At 51.0% G+C, this 17,852-nt stretch carries 18 protein-coding genes; 5 read left to right on the top strand and 13 right to left on the bottom strand.

All coding sequences use genetic code 11. The features are described from left to right. Window positions 1–31 precede the first annotated feature (31 nt). Window positions 32–1,111, bottom strand: a complete 1,080-nt coding sequence (locus tag ACJHYW_RS20515) for a type I restriction endonuclease (protein WP_000061475.1) — start codon at window positions 1,109–1,111, stop codon at window positions 32–34. A gap of 472 nt (window positions 1,112–1,583) precedes the next feature. Between ACJHYW_RS20515 and ACJHYW_RS20510 the strand changes: the two genes are divergently transcribed. Both ACJHYW_RS20510 and ACJHYW_RS20505 read left to right on the top strand, forming a co-directional pair. Then, window positions 1,584–1,769: a type II toxin-antitoxin system HicA family toxin gene (locus ACJHYW_RS20510; RefSeq protein WP_000833473.1), complete on the top strand. Its 186-nt coding sequence runs from the start codon at window positions 1,584–1,586 to the stop codon at window positions 1,767–1,769. Window positions 1,770–1,785: 16 nt separating this feature from the next. Then, on the top strand, window positions 1,786–2,196 hold the full coding sequence (locus ACJHYW_RS20505) for a type II toxin-antitoxin system HicB family antitoxin (RefSeq protein WP_000499742.1): 411 nt from the start codon (window positions 1,786–1,788) through the stop codon (window positions 2,194–2,196). Between the two features lie 111 nt (window positions 2,197–2,307). On the opposite strand, the gene ACJHYW_RS20500 is transcribed toward ACJHYW_RS20505, so the two are convergent. Then, window positions 2,308–4,287 (bottom strand): glycoside hydrolase family 127 protein, encoded by a 1,980-nt coding sequence (locus ACJHYW_RS20500; RefSeq protein ID WP_001026863.1) that lies wholly within the window; start codon window positions 4,285–4,287, stop codon window positions 2,308–2,310. Between the two features lie 10 nt (window positions 4,288–4,297). Then, on the bottom strand, window positions 4,298–5,698 hold the full coding sequence (locus tag ACJHYW_RS20495; protein WP_000204814.1) for an MFS transporter: 1,401 nt from the start codon (window positions 5,696–5,698) through the stop codon (window positions 4,298–4,300). 225 nt (window positions 5,699–5,923) lie between these two features. Here ACJHYW_RS20495 and ACJHYW_RS20490 point away from each other — a divergent pair, with 225 nt between their 5' ends. Continuing rightward, on the top strand, window positions 5,924–6,739 hold the full coding sequence (locus ACJHYW_RS20490; protein ID WP_000891820.1) for an AraC family transcriptional regulator: 816 nt from the start codon (window positions 5,924–5,926) through the stop codon (window positions 6,737–6,739). 31 nt (window positions 6,740–6,770) lie between these two features. On the opposite strand, the gene araD is transcribed toward ACJHYW_RS20490, so the two are convergent. The 9 genes from araD to yiaK all read right to left on the bottom strand — a co-directional run bounded on the left by araD (window position 6,771) and on the right by yiaK (window position 14,819). Further along, window positions 6,771–7,466 carry an L-ribulose-5-phosphate 4-epimerase gene (gene araD, locus ACJHYW_RS20485; RefSeq protein WP_000893161.1) on the bottom strand — a complete coding sequence of 232 codons (696 nt, stop codon included), beginning with the start codon at window positions 7,464–7,466 and terminating at the stop codon, window positions 6,771–6,773. Then, a complete protein-coding gene (locus ACJHYW_RS20480; protein WP_001361569.1) occupies window positions 7,460–8,320 on the bottom strand; it encodes an L-ribulose-5-phosphate 3-epimerase in 861 nt (286 codons plus the stop codon). Before ACJHYW_RS20480 ends, araD begins: the two co-directional genes overlap by 7 nt. After that, window positions 8,313–8,975: a 3-keto-L-gulonate-6-phosphate decarboxylase UlaD gene (gene ulaD, locus ACJHYW_RS20475; RefSeq protein WP_000089508.1), complete on the bottom strand. Its 663-nt coding sequence runs from the start codon at window positions 8,973–8,975 to the stop codon at window positions 8,313–8,315. Before ulaD ends, ACJHYW_RS20480 begins: the two co-directional genes overlap by 8 nt. Beyond that, on the bottom strand, window positions 8,972–10,468 hold the full coding sequence (gene lyxK, locus ACJHYW_RS20470) for an L-xylulokinase (protein WP_000196061.1): 1,497 nt from the start codon (window positions 10,466–10,468) through the stop codon (window positions 8,972–8,974). Before lyxK ends, ulaD begins: the two co-directional genes overlap by 4 nt. Window positions 10,469–10,471: 3 nt before the next feature. Beyond that, window positions 10,472–11,458, bottom strand: a complete 987-nt coding sequence (yiaO, locus tag ACJHYW_RS20465; protein WP_000776896.1) for a 2,3-diketo-L-gulonate TRAP transporter substrate-binding protein YiaO — start codon at window positions 11,456–11,458, stop codon at window positions 10,472–10,474. A 12-nt stretch (window positions 11,459–11,470) separates the two neighbouring features. Then, window positions 11,471–12,748, bottom strand: coding sequence for a 2,3-diketo-L-gulonate TRAP transporter large permease YiaN (gene yiaN / locus ACJHYW_RS20460; RefSeq protein WP_000279614.1), 1,278 nt, complete (start codon window positions 12,746–12,748; stop codon window positions 11,471–11,473). A gap of 2 nt (window positions 12,749–12,750) precedes the next feature. After that, window positions 12,751–13,224 carry a 2,3-diketo-L-gulonate TRAP transporter small permease YiaM gene (gene yiaM / locus ACJHYW_RS20455; RefSeq protein WP_000721664.1) on the bottom strand — a complete coding sequence of 158 codons (474 nt, stop codon included), beginning with the start codon at window positions 13,222–13,224 and terminating at the stop codon, window positions 12,751–12,753. A gap of 117 nt (window positions 13,225–13,341) precedes the next feature. Beyond that, window positions 13,342–13,809 carry a YhcH/YjgK/YiaL family protein gene (locus tag ACJHYW_RS20450; RefSeq protein ID WP_000576048.1) on the bottom strand — a complete coding sequence of 156 codons (468 nt, stop codon included), beginning with the start codon at window positions 13,807–13,809 and terminating at the stop codon, window positions 13,342–13,344. Between the two features lie 11 nt (window positions 13,810–13,820). Continuing rightward, window positions 13,821–14,819: a 3-dehydro-L-gulonate 2-dehydrogenase gene (gene yiaK / locus ACJHYW_RS20445; protein WP_000869042.1), complete on the bottom strand. Its 999-nt coding sequence runs from the start codon at window positions 14,817–14,819 to the stop codon at window positions 13,821–13,823. Between the two features lie 200 nt (window positions 14,820–15,019). Between yiaK and yiaJ the strand changes: the two genes are divergently transcribed. Then, window positions 15,020–15,868 (top strand): IclR family transcriptional regulator YiaJ, encoded by an 849-nt coding sequence (gene yiaJ, locus ACJHYW_RS20440; RefSeq protein WP_000514241.1) that lies wholly within the window; start codon window positions 15,020–15,022, stop codon window positions 15,866–15,868. A 101-nt stretch (window positions 15,869–15,969) separates the two neighbouring features. Beyond that, entirely contained in the window at window positions 15,970–16,443 is a 474-nt protein-coding gene (locus ACJHYW_RS20435; RefSeq protein ID WP_001296520.1) for a 4Fe-4S binding protein, read from the top strand. A 38-nt stretch (window positions 16,444–16,481) separates the two neighbouring features. On the opposite strand, the gene avtA is transcribed toward ACJHYW_RS20435, so the two are convergent. Then, the gene (gene avtA / locus ACJHYW_RS20430) at window positions 16,482–17,735 is read right to left on the bottom strand and encodes a valine--pyruvate transaminase (protein ID WP_000144354.1); all 1,254 of its coding nucleotides are present in this window, start codon (window positions 17,733–17,735) and stop codon (window positions 16,482–16,484) included. Window positions 17,736–17,852 lie beyond the last annotated feature (117 nt).

Raw genomic sequence — 17,852 nt, 5'->3', positions numbered from 1 at the left:
CAGGCAACGTTAATAGTTGTCTGCCTTTGTTTTAGTTGTATAAAGCGGCAGTCGCTTTTAACTCATCGCTGAAAGAATAAATATCATCGAGAGATTCAATAGGATGGCGGGTTTCGTTTTTCTCTAAGTCAAATAAACCAATATATTTTTGATTTCGATTGAAATGTAATCTACAGAGTGGCTTTCGATTATTGTCATCTACAAGTATACCAAAATAGCTTTTTGTATCTCTGTGGACTATTCGTGGTGCATCAAGCACTACGCGGACTATAGCTTTAACAATATGAAATCCTTCAAGTTCCTCCATAGTAGTGGCAATATCGGTTTCTTCTTTATTAATACATTCTACTTCCTCATTGTGTGAATTCGAATCAATTACAGATAATGACCCACCACCTATTGCCGATTTCAATCTTTCGTTTATTTGAGAGTTAATATATTGATTGGCAGCTTTCTTTGTTAATTTTGCAAACGTATCTTTTACCTTTTGTGTTAACATACCTTCATAAATTCTTGCTGCAAAGAATTTTACAAAATCCTCTTCAGGATTATTCATTTGTGCATGGAGAACTTTTTTAATTAAACTAACATATTTTAATTCACCTGCAGCATTAATTATTGATTCCAAATCAAATGCTGATTTAGTAAGCTTCTTTATCTCGGGAATAACTGTTTCATCTAAGTCAAGTAGATCTATCTCAAGAAATGGTTTTTCATCCATTTTATTAGGTGCTTCTAAATCAGTAAAAAATTTATAAACTTGTCCATTGGTTAGAATAGATATTCTTGCATTTGTTACATGAAAGTATCGAAAAAGCTGTGAAGCATGATTTATATTTAGAGGATCGCCAATTTTTTTGCATTCAATGAGAATTTGAACCTCGCTATTTTTTAAGATTGCATAGTCAATCTTTTCACCTTTCTTCGTTCCAATGTCGCATACAAACTCTGGGATAACTTCGGTAGGATCAAAGACATCATAACCTAACACATTGTTAATGAACGGCATTACGAAAGCATTTTTGGTAGCTTCCTCCGTTTCAATGACTCCGGCTTGTTGTTTTATTTTTGCGGATAATGAATTCAGCTTATCTATAAACTCCATAGACATTATAACTCCTTTTATATATATTTAATAAAAATGCGTTTTATAAAAATATAGAAAATATTTATATATTAACGCTTTATCATTGGTCATAGTTAATGTATAACACACAAAAAATAATGTTTGCACATTGTAAATACAATGGTGAAACAAACTTGATATTTATCAAGAAAATAAAACAATGTCTTTTATTGGTTGTTTTAAATGTTCAATGAATACGAGTTGGAACTATAGCAAGACTAGCTTCGATATCGCATGGATAATCTAATACAGATTTTTTAACACCTAATACTATGAGTTATATGTAAATTGCGAGCATCCTCGCATCTTTTCAACAAGTTACTGCACACCGTTATTCTTCTTCCGAGCGGCATTCCTGAGTCAACTTTATCCCCCTGACGGCCCATATAAATCGCGCTATCGTGATTGTTATCACTAATTGTGTGTATCGTGTGTATAATCATGGAAGGGCAGGGATGTGAAAAGTGCAGACGTGATCGCCATCCTGAAGCAGCATGGCTGGGAACATATTCGAACCCGTGGCAGTCATCATCAGTTCCGCCACCCTGTTCATCCGGGTCTGGTGACGGTTCCGCACCCTAAAAAAGATATTAAGCCCGGTACGCTGGCGCAAATTGGGCGTCAGGCTGGTTTAACATTTTAAAATTTCAGGAGGCAATATGTTTTATCCCGCCTATATCCACAGTGATCCTGACGGCAGCGCCAGCGGTTTTTTCCCTGATGTTCCAGGCTGTTATTTTGCTGGTGATACGCTGGACAACGCTTTCCAGGATGCGCGAAGTGCACTGGTCGCGCACTTCGAAACCTTATGCGAGATGGATGAAGAGTTGCCGCTTCCAGGCTCTGTGGAAACACATCTGGTCCAGCGTGCGCAGGACTTTATTGGCGGGCAATGGTTGCTGGTGGATATCAATATGAATCAGTTCGAAGGTCGGGCTGAACGTATCAATATTACGATGCCGAAAAGGTTACTGAACAAGATTGATACCTACGTGCGCAATAACCCAGACTACGCCAACAGAAGTGCGTTTCTGGCAGAAGCTGCCCGGCGTGTATTGCCGGGCGTTTAATCTCGCGTTTCGATGGTTAGCGGGCAACTGCACCGACTTGTAGGCCTGATAAGACGTGTTAAGCGTCGCATCAGGCAATGTGCACCCTACGGTGGATGCGGCGCGAGCGCCTTATCCAACCTCCGGATGGCAATGCTTTTCCTCATTCACCCAGATCCGCATTTCGCCTTCACCCCGGTTAGCCCAGCTAAACCACGGGATAAACGTCAGAGTTTGCGGCTGGCGTTTGGCTGGCGCACTGTCGTAATGCCACAGCGGTTGCTGCTCTGGATTGCTCTGTTCATACCGGTAACCCGGTGCCTGGATTAAGATCTTATGGCTGAACAATCCATTACCTTCAAATGTCGTAAATGGCGCATCGGCGGGCAGCCACAGGTTATGCAGCGACTCGCTGTTGTCGGCCTGTTCCAGGCAATAAACCAGCGGGCCGCGCTGAATCGCCACTTTTCCGGCGACGTGACGCACCAGCGGGTTACCGTAAACGCGACGTACTGGCATTGGCAACGTCAGATTCAGCGTGTCGCCCTCCTGCCATTCGCGGGTAATGTGCAAATACCCTTTACGAATATCCTGCTCGACCTCTTCCCCATTCAATATGATCTGCGGCTGTGTGCACCAGTCCGGCAGACGTAAAGCCAGCGTATGACGCACCGGCTGGGGCGATTCAACCGCAATTGTCACCTGTTCCTGCCACGGATAGTTTCCGCTAACCCGCAGACGCAGCGTGCCATTTTCTACCGGCACTTCCATGCTGTTTCCTGCGTATATGTTGATATACAACGCATCTTCACGCGGCGTGTAGAGATAATGACCAATCGAGGTTAGCACGCGGGCGATATTTGGCGGACAACAAGCGCAACCAAACCAACGCTGGCGGATCGGCTTAACGTGATCGTAGATATGGTTGAATTTCAGCGATTTTGGATGTACTTCCAGCGGATTCACATAGAAGAAATGTTTGCCATCCAGTGCCATGCCGCCGAGCACAGTGTTGTACAGCGCGCGCTCCATCACATCGGCATATTGACTGTCGCCTTCCATTTCCAGCATTCGTCGGGCAAACATCATCAGGCCGATGGAGGCACAGCTTTCGGCGTATACCGTGTCATTCGGCAGATCGTAATCGCTGCTGAACGCTTCACCGCTGCTCTGTGAGCCAATGCCGCCGGTAATATATAACTGACGCTGGGCCATATTGTTCCACAGCCGCAGGCAGTCCTGACGCTTGCTTTCATCGTGACTTAAACGCGCGAGATGCGCGACGCCGGTCATCAGGTAGACAAAACGTACCGCGTGACCAATGGCGGTTTGCTGCTGTGCGATGGGCAAATGTGCCTGGCTGTAGGCTTTGTCTTTCACCATCCACGCCGGGCCGTAGGTGTGCCAGTGCGAGGTCTGCCCGCGCTTTTCATATTCCTGGTCGTAATAGTGCGGTTGCGCACCACGCTGTTCGACAAAATAGTTCGTCAGCGCCAGGTAGCGCGGCTCTTCGGTCACTTCATACAGGCGCATTAGTGCCAGTTCAATTTCCGGGTGACCAGGATAACCGTGTAACTTACTTTCATCTGGACCAAATACGCTGTCGATATGATCGGTCAGACGGCAAACTACTTCCAGCAAGCGCCGTTTTCCCGTGGCCTGGAAGAAGGCGACTCCGGCTTCAATCAGATGACCGGCGCAGTAAAGTTCATGGCACTCCGCCAGATTGCTCCAGCGTTCTTCGGGCGCTTTTACCGTAAAGTAAGTATTGAGATAGCCATCTTCGCACTGGGCGGAAGCGATCAGTTCAATCACCTCGTCGGCGGTTTTTTCCAGTTCGGCGTCCGGCTTCTGGCACAGCGACCAGGCTACCGCTTCCAGCCATTTGGCGACGTCGCTGTCCTGAAATACCATCCCGTAAAATTCACCGTCTTGCAGTCCTGCGGCAATGCGAAAGTTTTCAATCGCATGGCTGGGTTCCGCTTCTGGGATACGATCGTTCAAGGCGTCCCACTGATAAGGAATCACCACATCGCGGACCAGTTGTTGGTACTGACCGAGGAACGGATCGCTGACCGTCAGTTTATGCAGATCGACTTCCGAAATGTTCATCTTGTGCTCCTTAAGGCTGTACATGACGCTGACGCAGGTCGCTAGCAATGCGTGACATCATAGGGTTATTGAGTTTGCAAAAGCGGATCGCCATCGCCAGCAGCAGGTGGAACAGCGCAGGCAGCAATGTTTCCATTGCTGTGATCCCGCCAAGCGAACTGGCGGTCTGGTTTTCCACGCCTGGCTGGTAGGCGACAAAAATAAACAGCAGGCTGATGATCCCGGCGCTGGAGGCCCAGGCCAGCTTGATGAAAAACAGATTGAAGGCGAAGTTCATGCCGGAAGAACGTACGCGGGTTTTCCACTCGCCGTAGTCATCGGCAAAGGCCATCAATGAGAAGTGCAATGGCAATGTGAAGCCAAGAATCACGCCATTACCGAGGATCACCGCCAGCCACAGCGTTTGATAAGCCGGGCCAGAAGGCAGGAACCACATCAACACCGCCAGCGCGGCGAGGAGCAGGTTGGTGTAGTAGTAAATTTTGACGGTATCGAAACGTCGCGTTAACGGGCTGACAATCACCGAGCCGATAATGGAGGCGAAGGTGACCATGGTGAAGAACAGCGACGTGTAGCCCGTACTGCCTTGTAAGACGTAGGTAATGAAGTACATATACCCACCGCCGCGAATATTAAAGACGTTAATCAGCAGGAAAGACATGACCAGCATCAGCAGCAGTTGGTCGTTGTTCCGCAGCCCGGCAAGATGTTCGCGCAGGGTAAATTTCCCCATTGTGGAGAGTGGCACCCGTTCACGAACCCAGAAGAAACAGCACAGGAACATCACCACGGCAATGGCGCACAATACGCCGACGCCCAGTTGATAGCCGCGCGCGGCATTACCCTGACCGAAGAGATCTACCATCCACGGTAAGCCTACCGAAACCAGAAATCCCGCCACGCCGCAGAGAACGAATCGCCAGGACTGGCAGGAGATCACTTCATTGTGGCGGGTGGTCATGGTGTTGATCAGCGCGCAGTACGGCACGTTGATGGCGGTATAACCGACTGAAAGGAGCAGGTAAGTGCCGAACGCCCAGGCGATTTTTACTCCCATGCTGGCATCTGGCACGGTGAACGTCAGGATGCCGATAATGCCGATGGGAATGGCAATCCACAACTGCCACGGACGAAAGCGCCCCCAGCGACTTTGCGTCCGGTCGGCAATGACGCCCATCACCGGGTCGGAGATGGCATCAAACACGCGCAGTGCAATAAACAGCGTGCCGACCAGCGCCGGAGTTAAGCCAAAAACGTCGGTGTAGAAAAAGGTGAGAAAGTTCATGATCAGGCAAGTTATTACGGTGCCGCCTGCGTCACCCAGGCCGTAGCCTATTTTTTCCCGTACAGATAACGCATCGTCAATTTTACCTTTAGCGATATCAGCGGTAGTAATCGGTGTAGAGGTCATAGATATTCCTCGTGAATAGGGAGCAATTTTTAGTTTTATTGCAATGACATGATTAATTCTGCCGTGAACGGGAATATCAACAAGGCGAGAAAAGAGTAAAAAAAGGTGACGATTCCGACCTGAATTTAAAAGTGTGAATTGGATCAGGTGAAATTAATGTTTTTGATTAATAATCAAAAGGTAATGTGTTTAATCATTAATGAATAAGCGGGAAATTACATATCAATGCTCGAATTATCCATGACGTTACCGATTAAAGTGCAAAATGGTGGATTATTTATTTCCCGTGGCGTAGGGAGGCATCCGGCAAGGCGGCTGGAGTCATGGGAAATTATCTTTGTCGAAAAAGGTCGATTAGCGATTCAGGAAGAAGAGCGGATATTTCTGGTCGATGCGGGAGAGAGTTTATTACTCTGGCCGAACCGACAGCATGTTGGGGTGGAGGATTTTCCCGCCGATCTCAAATTTTACTGGCTGCATTTTGAGGTTAAAGCGCCGGACAACGATCCGCGCTGGCTCACTCATCTTAGCGTGCCGCAACAAACTAAGGTTGCCGATCCGCAGGTGCTGGTGGCCTTGTTTCGCCAGTTCTTAAGCGAACAGGAAAAGCATCAACGCACTCCGGCGCTGGAGTTTATTGTGCTGCTGATTTTGCAGCAGCTCACCCGTGACGCGCGTCTTGATGAACAGGCCGATGGTGCAGGCACCACCCTTGCCTGGAAAGCACAGAAACTGATTCGCACGCAATATCACCGCCCGCTTTCCACGGCGCTTTTAGCCCGCGAGCTGTACTGCAATGCCGATTATCTTGGGCGCGTCTATCGGCGGGTGTTTCATCTGACGTTAACAGAAGCAATCCACCGCCAGCGGGTGCGCGAAGCCGAAAAGCTGTTAATTAGCGAAGCGCGATCGCTCACGGAAGTGGCGGCGTTGTGCGGGTTTAATGACGTCGGCTATTTCCGGCAGATTTTTCGCAAACACACCGGCTTAACGCCAGCTGCGTGGAAGCGACGTTACAGCAAGGAACATATCAATTCGTAGTGCCGGGGCAATGAAGCCCCGGCGTGAGGGATTACTGCCCGTAATAGGCATTGGCCCCATGTTTACGCAGGTAGTGCTTATCCAGCAGTTCGTTTTGCATCGCAGGGAGCTGCGGTGCAAGCTGGCGCGAGAACAGGCCCATATAGGCGCACTCTTCCAGCACCACGGCGTTATGCACCGCATCGGCGGCGTTTTTTCCCCAGGCGAACGGGCCGTGAGAATGCACCAGTACAGCCGGGATTTGTGCCGGGTTCAACCCACGTTCTTCGAAGGTTTTAATGATCACTTCGCCGGTCTGGTATTCATACTCGCCGTTGATCTCCTCTGCGGTCATCTGTCGCGTACAGGGGATGGCACCATAGAAGTAATCAGCGTGCGTGGTGCCCCAGGCGGGGAGATCCAGCCCGGCCTGCGACCAGATGGTGGCGTGGCGCGAGTGGGTATGCACAATACCGCCAATTTCGGCATAGCGACGGTAAAGCGCCAGATGCGTTGGCGTGTCGGACGAGGGTTTTTTTCTGCCTTCCACCACCTTACCGGTGGCTATCTCAACCACTACCATATCGTCGGCGGTCATCACGTTGTACTCGACGCCGGAAGGTTTGATTACCATCCATTGCCGCGTTTCGTCTACCGCGCTGACATTGCCCCAGGTGAACGTCACCAGATGATGAACGGGAAGCGCCAGATTCGCCGCCAGCACGTCGGCTTTTAGTTGCTCTAACATATAAATCCGGCCTCCTGCATACGCGCTTCAATCCAGCGCCGCGCCTGAATAATCTCCAGCACCGGCTCTTTGGCTTTTTCGGTCCACATCTCAATCAGAAATGATCCGCGATAGTTCAGTTCATGCAGCGTTTTGAAGATGCCAACGAAATCGACGCAGCCTTCGCCAAACGGCACATCACGGAACTGTCCGGGGCTTTGCTCGGTCACTGGCTGGGTGTCTTTCAGGTGGATCGCGGCGATACGGTCAATGCCCAGTTTCAGTTCGGCGGGAACATCATTGCCCCAGGCGCTGAGGTTGCCGACGTCCGGGTAGACGGTGAACCACGGCGAGGCGAGCATCTCGTCCCATTTTTTCCATTTGCTGATGGAGTTCATAAACGCGGTATCCATAATCTCCACCGCCAGCATGACTTGTGATGCCGCCGCCTGTTCGACTGCCCACGCCAGCCCTTCAGCAAAACGTTGTTGGGTGCCTTCGTCGTGGTCTTCGTAATAGACGTCATAACCTGCCAGCTGGATGGTGCGAATGCCGAGATCGCGCGCCAGGCGAATCGCTTTACTCATGATTTCCCGCGCCCGTTCGCGCACTGCCTCGTCCCGGCTGCCAAAGGGAAAACGACGATGGGCAGACAGGCACATTGACGGAATGGCAACACCCGTTTCGATCATCGCAGTGACCAGCGAAGCACGTTGTGCGGCGCTCCAGTCAAGACGTGAGAGCCGTTCGTCGGTTTCATCCACCGACATTTCGACAAAATCAAAGCCACAGCTTTTTGCCAGCACCAGCCGCTCCGGCCAGGAGAGATCTTTCGCCAGCGCTTTTTCATAAATCCCTAACGGATGATTACGCACGCGCACCTCCCCAGATGGCATCAATTTGTGCATGGAAATCGCCAGCCACCTGCGCCGGATTTGCTGCGCCTGCCAGCGCCCGCCCGGCAATAAAGGCTTTCACGCGGATATCTTTAAACAGCGGCAGGTCAGCAGGGGTAATCCCGCCGGTAATGGAAAGCTCAAGGCCGATATCGGAAAGTGCCTTCATGCGTGCCAGATCGGCTTCGCCCCACTGTTGCCCGCTGGCCTGTGCATCACGACCACGATGATAAATGGCCTGCCGCACGCCAATACGATGCCAGTCGCGGGCGTCGTCCAGCGTCCAGTTACCGAACAGCTCTATCTGAATTTCACCACCGCAGCGTTGCGCCATGGCGTGGCCTTTTTCCACCGTCGCGAGCGGCGCAGCGCAGATGATGGTCATCCAGTTGGCACCCGCGCCAAACGCCTGTTGTGCGAGCGTTTCACCCGCGTCGGCGACCTTCCAGTCAGCAACGATGATTTTATCCGGGCACTGTTCGCGCAAGGCTTTTACCGCGCCAAGCCCTTCGTTTAAACAGAGAATGGTGCCCGCTTCGACGATATCGACGCTGTCTTTTAACAGCATCACGTCGCGCTGTGCGTCTTCAAGTGATGAGTGGTCGAGGGCCAGTTGCAGAAGTGGTCGGCTCATAATGTGTGCTCCTTGATGCGGGCGTGAAAGCCCTGAAGTGCGGCAATGAGATGCTGATAGCGTTGGTATTTTTGTTGGTAAAGCTGATGTGCGGTCATATCCGGCAGCAGGGTGCGTACTGGGTGCTGTAAATCACGTTGGGCTTCGCTGAAATCGCGATAAACTCCGGTGCCGACGCGGGCGGCAAGTGCCGCACCAAAGCAGCCGGTTTCTTCCACCTGCGGCAGCTCGATACGCAGACCGCTGACGTCCGCCAGCATTTGCATCCAGACATCGGAGTGCGCCGGACCGCCAGTGACGCGCAGGGTGTGCACATCAGTAAAACGTTCGCGCATCCGGTTGAGATGGGTCATATGGCTGAACACCACGCCTTCATAAATTGCCTGCAACAGGTGTGCGCGGGTGTGAATGGCCTGCATCCCGTAGAAACCGCTGGTCATCTCCAATCCGGCGTTGCTGCCGTACAGGAACGGCAGGAAAAAGAGATCGCCCCCGGCCTTCGGCAAGCTGGCAACGGCCTGGTTAATCTCATCAAACGAGATTTCTCCCCACTGTGCGGTAAACCATTCGAGGTTGCCGGAAGAGGTGGGGCTGGCTTCGTGAACGATAAATTGACCATCGTTAACGTAGCGACCATAGACATACGGATGCGCTTCACCGTCACGCAAACCACGGGTTATGCCGCTGGTCACCGCCCAGGTGCCCATCACCGCATTAAGGGTAAATTCGTCTTCGATCCCGGCACAGAGTGCGGTGGAAACCACATCAAACAGGCCGCCGACAATGGGCGTACCCGCTTTCAGACCGGTCAGTGCGGCTGTCTGAGCGGTGATTTCCCCGCAGATTTCGGCAGATCCGACAACAGGCGGCAGGGCGTGGTTGATTTCAGCGATCCCCAGCCAGTCGGTGAGACACGGGTCATATTTCCCGCGACTCATGTTGTAGAGGTTGGACTCGGAAATATTGCTCTCTTCACAGCCTTTGACGCCAGTTAAACACCAGCGCAGGTAGTCGTGCGTCATCATCACGCAGCCAATTTGCGCGTAGCGTTCTGGTTCGTGCTCTTTCAGCCAGCGTAACAGCGACACCGGATGCCCGGTCCACAAGGTTTGTCGCGTCAGCGGGTAGAGTTTTTCCGGGATGCCATCTTCCTGCCAGCGACGAACGATTTCCATCGCCCGGCGGTCCGAGGACAAAATGGCGTTACCGAGCGGATTGTCGTTTTTATCCAGCAAAAACAAGCCCTTTCCCTGTGCGGAGATGCCGATACCGACAATTTGTTCCCCGCTAACACCAGAATGAGTAAGCAGGGCGCGAATGACAGCCATGCAGCACTGCCACAGTTCTGCCATATCGCGCTCTGCCCAGCCTGGCTGCGGGCTTAATGCGCACAGCGGCAGGCGCTGCACGCCTGCCTCCCGGCCTTCGCGGTCATACAGCCCGGCTTTCAGCCAGCTACCGCCACAATCTAACCCCAGCCAGTATTGCGTCATGGTTTATTGCACCTCATCCACGGCTTTCAGCAGATCAGCTCCCTGCGGCACATCTTTAACAAACATGTCGCGAACCTGATTACCCAGCGCGTCGCTAAAGGCTTTGCGGTCGAGATCGGTGATGACTTCCACGCCCGCTTCTTTCATGCCATCGATGATTTTTTGCTGATCTTCAGCAACCAGTTTGCGCTGGTAGTTACCCGCTTCTTGTGCAGATGAAACTAGCGCCTGCTGGAATTCCGGGCTTAAGCCATCAAACTTCGCTTTGTTGATCACCACCAGAAGCGGGGAGTAGGCGTGGTGCGTCAGAGAAAGGTACTTCTGTACTTCGAAAAATTTTGCTGACCAGACGACGTTGATCGGGTGTTCCTGAGCGTCGATAGTGCGCGTTTCCAGCCCGGTATAGACTTCGGCAAACGGCATCGGGATCGGGTTAGCGCCAAAGACTTTGAATGCGGCGATATTCATCGGGCTATTGTTGGTGCGGATTTTCAGCCCTTTCAGGTCGGCAGGTGTTTTCACTGGCGCACGCGAGTTGGTGACATCGCGCCAGCCGTTTTCCCAATAGGCCAGTACTTTCAGTCCTTTACCTTCAAGGGAGACTTTCAGGTCATCACCGACTTTGCCGTCGAGCGTTTTATGCGCGTGGGCGGTATCGCGGAACAGGAAAGGGACATCAAGCAGGTTCATCACAGGTGACAACCCGGCAAAGTTATTCGAGCCGGACATTTCCATATCGATGGTGCCGCCACGTACGCCGCTGATCATCGCCTGTGCGTTACCGAGAGTACTGTCCGGGAACAGTTTTAATTTCAGCTCGCCTTTGGTTCTCTCCTGCAATAAATCATTGAATTTTTTCGCCGCAATATGTTGCGAGTCGGTTTGTGAGGTTTCATAACCGAAACGTAAAGATTGCGCCGCCAGTGAAGATGTACTAAATGCAGCCAGGCCAGCAATGAATAATGCGTAGGTTACAGAGCGTAATTTCATAATATTTTCCTTTTAATTAATCCATTTCAAAGGGAGGATGATGAGATCGGGAATAAAAACAAATACGACTAATAATGAATATAAAACCAGGACGTAAGGGAAAACGCCTCTGACTGCATCATCGAATTTGAGTTTTGCCACCCCTGAAATAACGTTAAGCACATTACCGATAGGCGGTGTAATTAAGCCGATTGAGCAGTTAATGATAAACATGACACCGAAATAAATCGGATCGATTCCTGCCTCTTTAACTAAAGGCATTAATACCGGAGTAAGAATTAACACCGTCGGCGTTAAATCCATGACCATGCCGACAATCAGGATAGCCAGCATAATAACGATAAACAGCAGACGCGGTGAATCGACCAACGGTTGCAGTAAATCAGAAACCATCATCGGCAATTCAGCAATGGTAATCAGCCAGGCAGAAACTTGTGCCGAGGCCACCAGAAACATTACCACTGAGGTGGTTTTCGCCGCGCCAATGAGTACATGCCAAAGTGTGGCGAAGGTCATTTCACGGTAAATAACTGTGGCGACAAACAGCGCATAGAAAGCAGCAACGGCCCCGGCTTCGGTAGGGGTAAACAGACCGGAGCGAAACCCGCCAATAATGATGACTGGAAGAAACAGCGCCCAGATACCGGAGACAAAAGAGTGCCAGATTTCCTGCATCGTTGCTTTTTGCTGGCGGGGTAAATTAAGGCGACTGGCCTGCCACCACCAGGTAAGCATCAGCGTTGCGCCCATCATCATGCCAGGGGCAATGCCCGCCATAAACAGCTTACTGATGGATAATCCGCTGGAAACGCCGAAAATAATAAACGGAATGGAAGGGGGAATAATTGGCGCGATAATGCCGCCAGAGGCAATCAGCCCCGCCGCCCGGTTGACCGGGTAGTTGGCGCTGCGCATCATCGGCACCAGTAGAGCGGCAACGGCGGCGGTATCCGCAACGGCAGAACCAGAAAGGCTTGCCATAATCATAGCCGCCAGCACGCCGACGTAGCCCAGCCCGCCTGGTTTATGCCCCACCAGTTTCATCGGCAGGTCAACAATGCGTTTTGACAAGCCGCCCGCATTCATGATTTCACCCGCCAGCACAAAGAACGGAATCGCCAGCAGGGAGAAGCTGTCGGCTCCGTTCACCAGCGTTTGTGCCATGATCTGGACATCAAACATGCCCAGCCAGAACATTAACGCCGCCCCGCACAACAACAGTGCCCAGGCAATAGGCAAACCGATAGCAATACCACCCAACAGACAGCCCAGAAAAATCAGCACAGCCATGATTAAGCTCCTTGCGGTGGCGACGTTAGAGAATTGCTACGCGTGATGAGTTGATATAAATGACGCAGTTCAAAGAATGCGATAACGAGGCTGGTGGGCAGACAAGCGGCATACATCAGGCCGATGGGCAAACCGAGGATCGGTGAATAATCGCTCCAGTCCTGAATTGTTTTTAGCGTTGCGCCCCAGGCCAGTGCGCCACAAATAAATAAGATTAAGGAATGGGTAACCAGAGCGACTCGTCGCTGCCATGCGGGGGAGAGTTTCTCCACCAGAAAGGTGACCTGAACGTGGGCGTTATCCATAAAAGCCACAATCGCGCCAATAAATGTTAACCAGACAAATAAATAACGTGACAATTCATCTACAGATAAAATGCTTGTCTGAAAACCATATCTTAAAATAATGTTTATAAACACAATACAGGAAAGTACGGCGAGATTAATCGCCAGTATTGCTTCAAGTATTTTTTTCATAGCTATTCCTTGAGGCTATGTCTGTCATAATTCAAATTGCATGTGCAGCAACCGAAATTATTAATATAGTTAGAGCAATAACATTACCCAGGCGTTCTGGCGTAGACGATTATTCGATTAATTCAGCGCTGTTAATGCGACTTTAACCACAATTTTTCGTATCTCAGAGGCTGTTTGCAGAATACAACCTGGTCGATGAACATCCTGCGGGAAGAAAATAGCGTAGCTGCCCGGTATCATTTCTATAAATGATTCATGTTCACTATCGTGATAAAAAATAATATCGCGCTGCTCTAATAGTGATTCGCTGACTTTATTATTTCCCGTATCAATAGCAATGCCGATTTTCTCTTCACCCCACGCCAGAAACTGAATATCGATATACCGACGATGCACTTCCGGACGGTTTTCCGCCGCTTCGCGTGTGGTTAAATCGATAATTTGCGCATAAATATTCTTGCCGTCGATTTCGACAACACCCGGCTCCAGGGCGTTGAAGTCGATGGCGCGCAGAAAATCGAGCGCCTTTTCAATGGCGGCAGGCAAACGGCACGGGTCAGGCTGCGCGATATGTCCAAAAATCATGACTTATCTCCTCATAACGCCTGGATTTTGGCCCACACGCTGTCATCAACGGTGATGCCGTTACGGCGGTTTTCGGCCAGCAGGGTAGTAAATTCGTGGCCGGGTAAGCGGATGGCCTGGTTTTCGTCAGCGCGTTCAGCGGTAGTAACGTAATCCATGATGCGTTGCAGCTTGGCATCGCGGGTGGGGCCGTCGATCAATTTATCCACTTCGATGGCGATAAAGATTTGCGAAACGCCGTATTCGTCGCTGTTGTCCTGGGTGACTTCGGCAACCGATGCGCCGTCGGAAAGGAGAGTGGCGATCATATCCAGCACAATCGACATGCCCGAACCTTTCCAGTAACCCATCGGCAAAATGCGGCGATTTTTCTCGATAACGCCAGGTTCTTTGGTCAAATTGCCCTCATCATCAAAGCCACCATCGACCGGGAGCTGACGACCTGCCAGACGGTTAACTTCTAACATGCCGTAAGAGAACATCGACATCGACATATCGACCATGGTGATTGGGGTAGAAGGAATGGCGACGATCAGCGGGTTGGTGCCGATGCGACACTCTTTTGCGCCCCACGGCGGCATTACGGCGATGGAGTTGGTCCAGCAAATGCCAATATAGCCTTTTTCCGCCGCCTGCCAGCCGTAGCTGCCGCCGCGCATCCAGTGGTTGGCATTACGTAGTGCCACCAGACCAATACCGTGATCGGCAGCCAGTTCAATGGCCCGATCCATCATCTTTTTCGCTGTCAGGTTACCGATCGAACGCTGGGCGTCCCACTGTTCAATTGCGCCGAGGCTGGTTATACGTTTGGGTTGGGCATCAGGAATGATATCGCCGTTTTCCAGTTGTTGAATGAAACGAGGGAAACGATTAACGCCGTGAGAATAAACGCCGGATTCGGTGGTGCGGGCGAACATCTCGGCACAGGCATCAGCCGTTTCGCTGTCAACGCCGCGTGAAATTAAGACTCGATTAAAGGCTGCTTTTAACTGCTCAAATGTCACTTTCATCCCTGGCTTCCTTGTTTTTTTGATCGCTTTTTTGGCTTAAAATTTCAATATGCGAAATCTGATTTCAAATATATCGATCGCTTTTTAACAAAGCAATCTGATTGATGAATTTCAAAAAACTTAAAAATCAAGTGGTTATAAATTATCTGTCGAGATCGTGAACTACGGCACACTTTGCGCTACCATCAGGACGCGACAAAATGGGGAAAGAAGTGATGGGAAAAAAAGAGAACGAGATGGCGCAGGAAAAAGAGCGTCCAGCCGGAAGCCAGAGTCTGTTTCGCGGGTTGATGCTGATTGAGATTTTGAGCAACTATCCAAACGGTTGTCCGTTGGCGCATCTTTCGGAACTGGCTGGTTTAAATAAGAGTACCGTCCATCGCTTATTGCAGGGATTACAATCCTGCGGCTATGTGACCACCGCGCCCGCCGCAGGGAGTTACCGCCTGACCACCAAATTTATTGCCGTCGGGCAGAAGGCGCTGTCTTCGCTGAATATCATTCATATCGCCGCTCCGCATCTTGAGGCATTGAACATCGCCACTGGTGAAACCATTAACTTCTCCAGCCGCGAAGACGATCACGCTATTTTGATTTATAAGCTGGAACCCACAACCGGGATGCTGCGAACCCGTGCCTATATAGGCCAGCATATGCCGCTCTACTGTTCCGCAATGGGCAAGATCTACATGGCGTTTGGTCACCCGGACTACGTGAAGTCATACTGGGAAAGCCATCAGCATGAGATCCAGCCGTTAACCCGCAATACCATTACCGAGCTGCCCGCGATGTTCGACGAACTGGCGCACATTCGTGAAAGCGGAGCGGCGATGGACAGAGAAGAAAACGAACTCGGCGTCTCCTGTATTGCTGTTCCGGTGTTTGATATTCATGGGCGGGTGCCGTACGCCGTGTCGATTTCGCTTTCGACATCACGTCTGAAACAGGTGGGGGAGAAAAATCTCCTGAAACCACTGCGTGAAACCGCGCAGGCTATTTCTAATGAACTGGGATTTACTGTCAGGGACGACCAGGGCGCGATCACATAACGCTTTGGACAAGTGCCAAAACTTTAACATTTCCTTCGTTGGATCAAAGCAGTAGAGACGCGCTCTCTGGCACTCTGCTGTTTTAGTGCAAAGGAGTGATCATGAACCGGTTTATTATTGCGGATGCGACGAAATGTATCGGTTGCCGTACCTGTGAAGTGGCTTGCGCAGTGTCGCATCAGGAGAATCAGGATTGCGCTGCGTTGTCACCAGACGAGTTTATTTCCCGTATTCGTGTCATTAAAGACCACAGCTGGACCACGGCAGTAGCCTGTCATCAGTGTGAAGATGCACCGTGCGCGAATGTCTGCCCTGTTGACGCGATAAGCCGCGAACATGGGCATATTTTCGTTGAACAATCACGTTGCATTGGCTGTAAAAGCTGTATGCTGGCTTGCCCGTTTGGTGCGATGGAGGTCGTTTCTTCGCGCAAAAAGGCGAGGGCGATTAAATGCGATCTGTGCTGGCATCGGGCGACGGGGCCGGCCTGTGTTGAAGCCTGCCCGACAAAGGCGTTGCAGTGCATGGATGTCGAGAAAGTGCAGCGGCATCGGCTACGGCAGCAGCCTGTTTGAAACGTTTTTCCGGCGTTTCTCAACGCCGGAATAGCGTATTAATGGCTTTCAGCCCAGGCTCTTTCTATCTCTTCCGCCAGAATCTTCACCCCCGCCTCAATTTTATCCGGCTCCGGCACGTAGTTCATGCGCATACATTGATGTGTATGTGGCCACGGTTTATCCAGCCCTGGGAAGAAGTTGTGCCCCGGCACCATCAGCACGCCCCGTGCTTTCAGGCGCTGGTAGAGCTGCTCGGTCGTAATTGGCAAATCCTTAAACCATAGCCAGAGGAAAATGGCTCCTTCCGGTTTATGAATCAGGCAGCGATCTTCCGGTAAATAGCGGCGAATGATGGCGATAGTTTCCTGAACACGCTGGTAATAAAACGGTTTGATAACCGTTTCAGACAGGCGCAGCAGATCGTTACGCTTAATCATTTCACACATTATCGCCGGACCAATACCGCCAGGCGCCAGGCTGATAATGCCGTTCATGTTGGTGATTGCGGTGATGATTTTTTCATTGGCGATGATAATGCCGCAGCGCGAACCCGGTAGTCCCAGCTTGGAAAGACTCATGCACAGTACAATATTCGGATTCCACAGCGGGCGCGCTTCGCTGAAGATGATACCCGGGAACGGGACGCCATAAGCGTTATCAATCACCAGCGGAATGCCGTGTTGATTCGCCAGCGCGTCAAGCTTCAGCAACTCTTCGTCAGTAATAACATTGCCTGTTGGATTCGTCGGCCGGGAGACGCAAATCATCCCGGTTTCTTCGCCAATATGCAGATGCTCAAAATCGACGTGGTATTTAAACTGGCCTTCCGGCAGCAGTTCAATATTCGGACGCGCAGAGACAAACAGATCTTCTTCCAGTCCGGCGTCAGCGTAGCCAATATATTCAGGTGCCAGCGGGAACAGCACTTTTTTGACCCGACCATCGGCACGGCGTCCGGCAAACAGATTAAATAAGTAGAAAAACGCGCTCTGGCTGCCGTTTGTTAGTGCAATATTCTGTGGTTCGATATCCCAACCCAACTTCTCGCGCAGCATTCCGGCAAGCAGTGTGAGGAGCTCCGTTTTCCCCTGTGGACCGTCGTAATTGCACAGTGCATCAGTCGCTTTGCCACTTTCCAGCATGTCGGTCAGTAGCGTCTGGAAGTAGTCCTGCATTTCCGGGATCTGCGCTGGATTACCGCCGCCGAGCATAATCGCGCCAGGCGTGCGTAAACCGTCGTTCAGATCTTCCATCAGCAGCGTAATGCCGGAGTGGCGGGTAAATTTGTCACCAAAAAGGGAGAATGTCATAGCGGGATATCTGTCGAACTCTGTAGCAAGGAAGGTAACAATAACGCTACATTTGCTGGGGTGCAAATCGCTCTGTTGAAGAGGGAGCAGTGCTTTATCCTGCAACGCTGATTAGAG

Source organism: Escherichia sp. WS3063, from assembly GCF_046486595.1.
Classification (GTDB): Bacteria; Pseudomonadota; Gammaproteobacteria; order Enterobacterales; family Enterobacteriaceae; genus Escherichia; species Escherichia coli.
The sequence above is the reverse complement of the archived record's forward strand: the minus strand, read 5'-3'. Positions and strand labels throughout refer to the sequence as shown.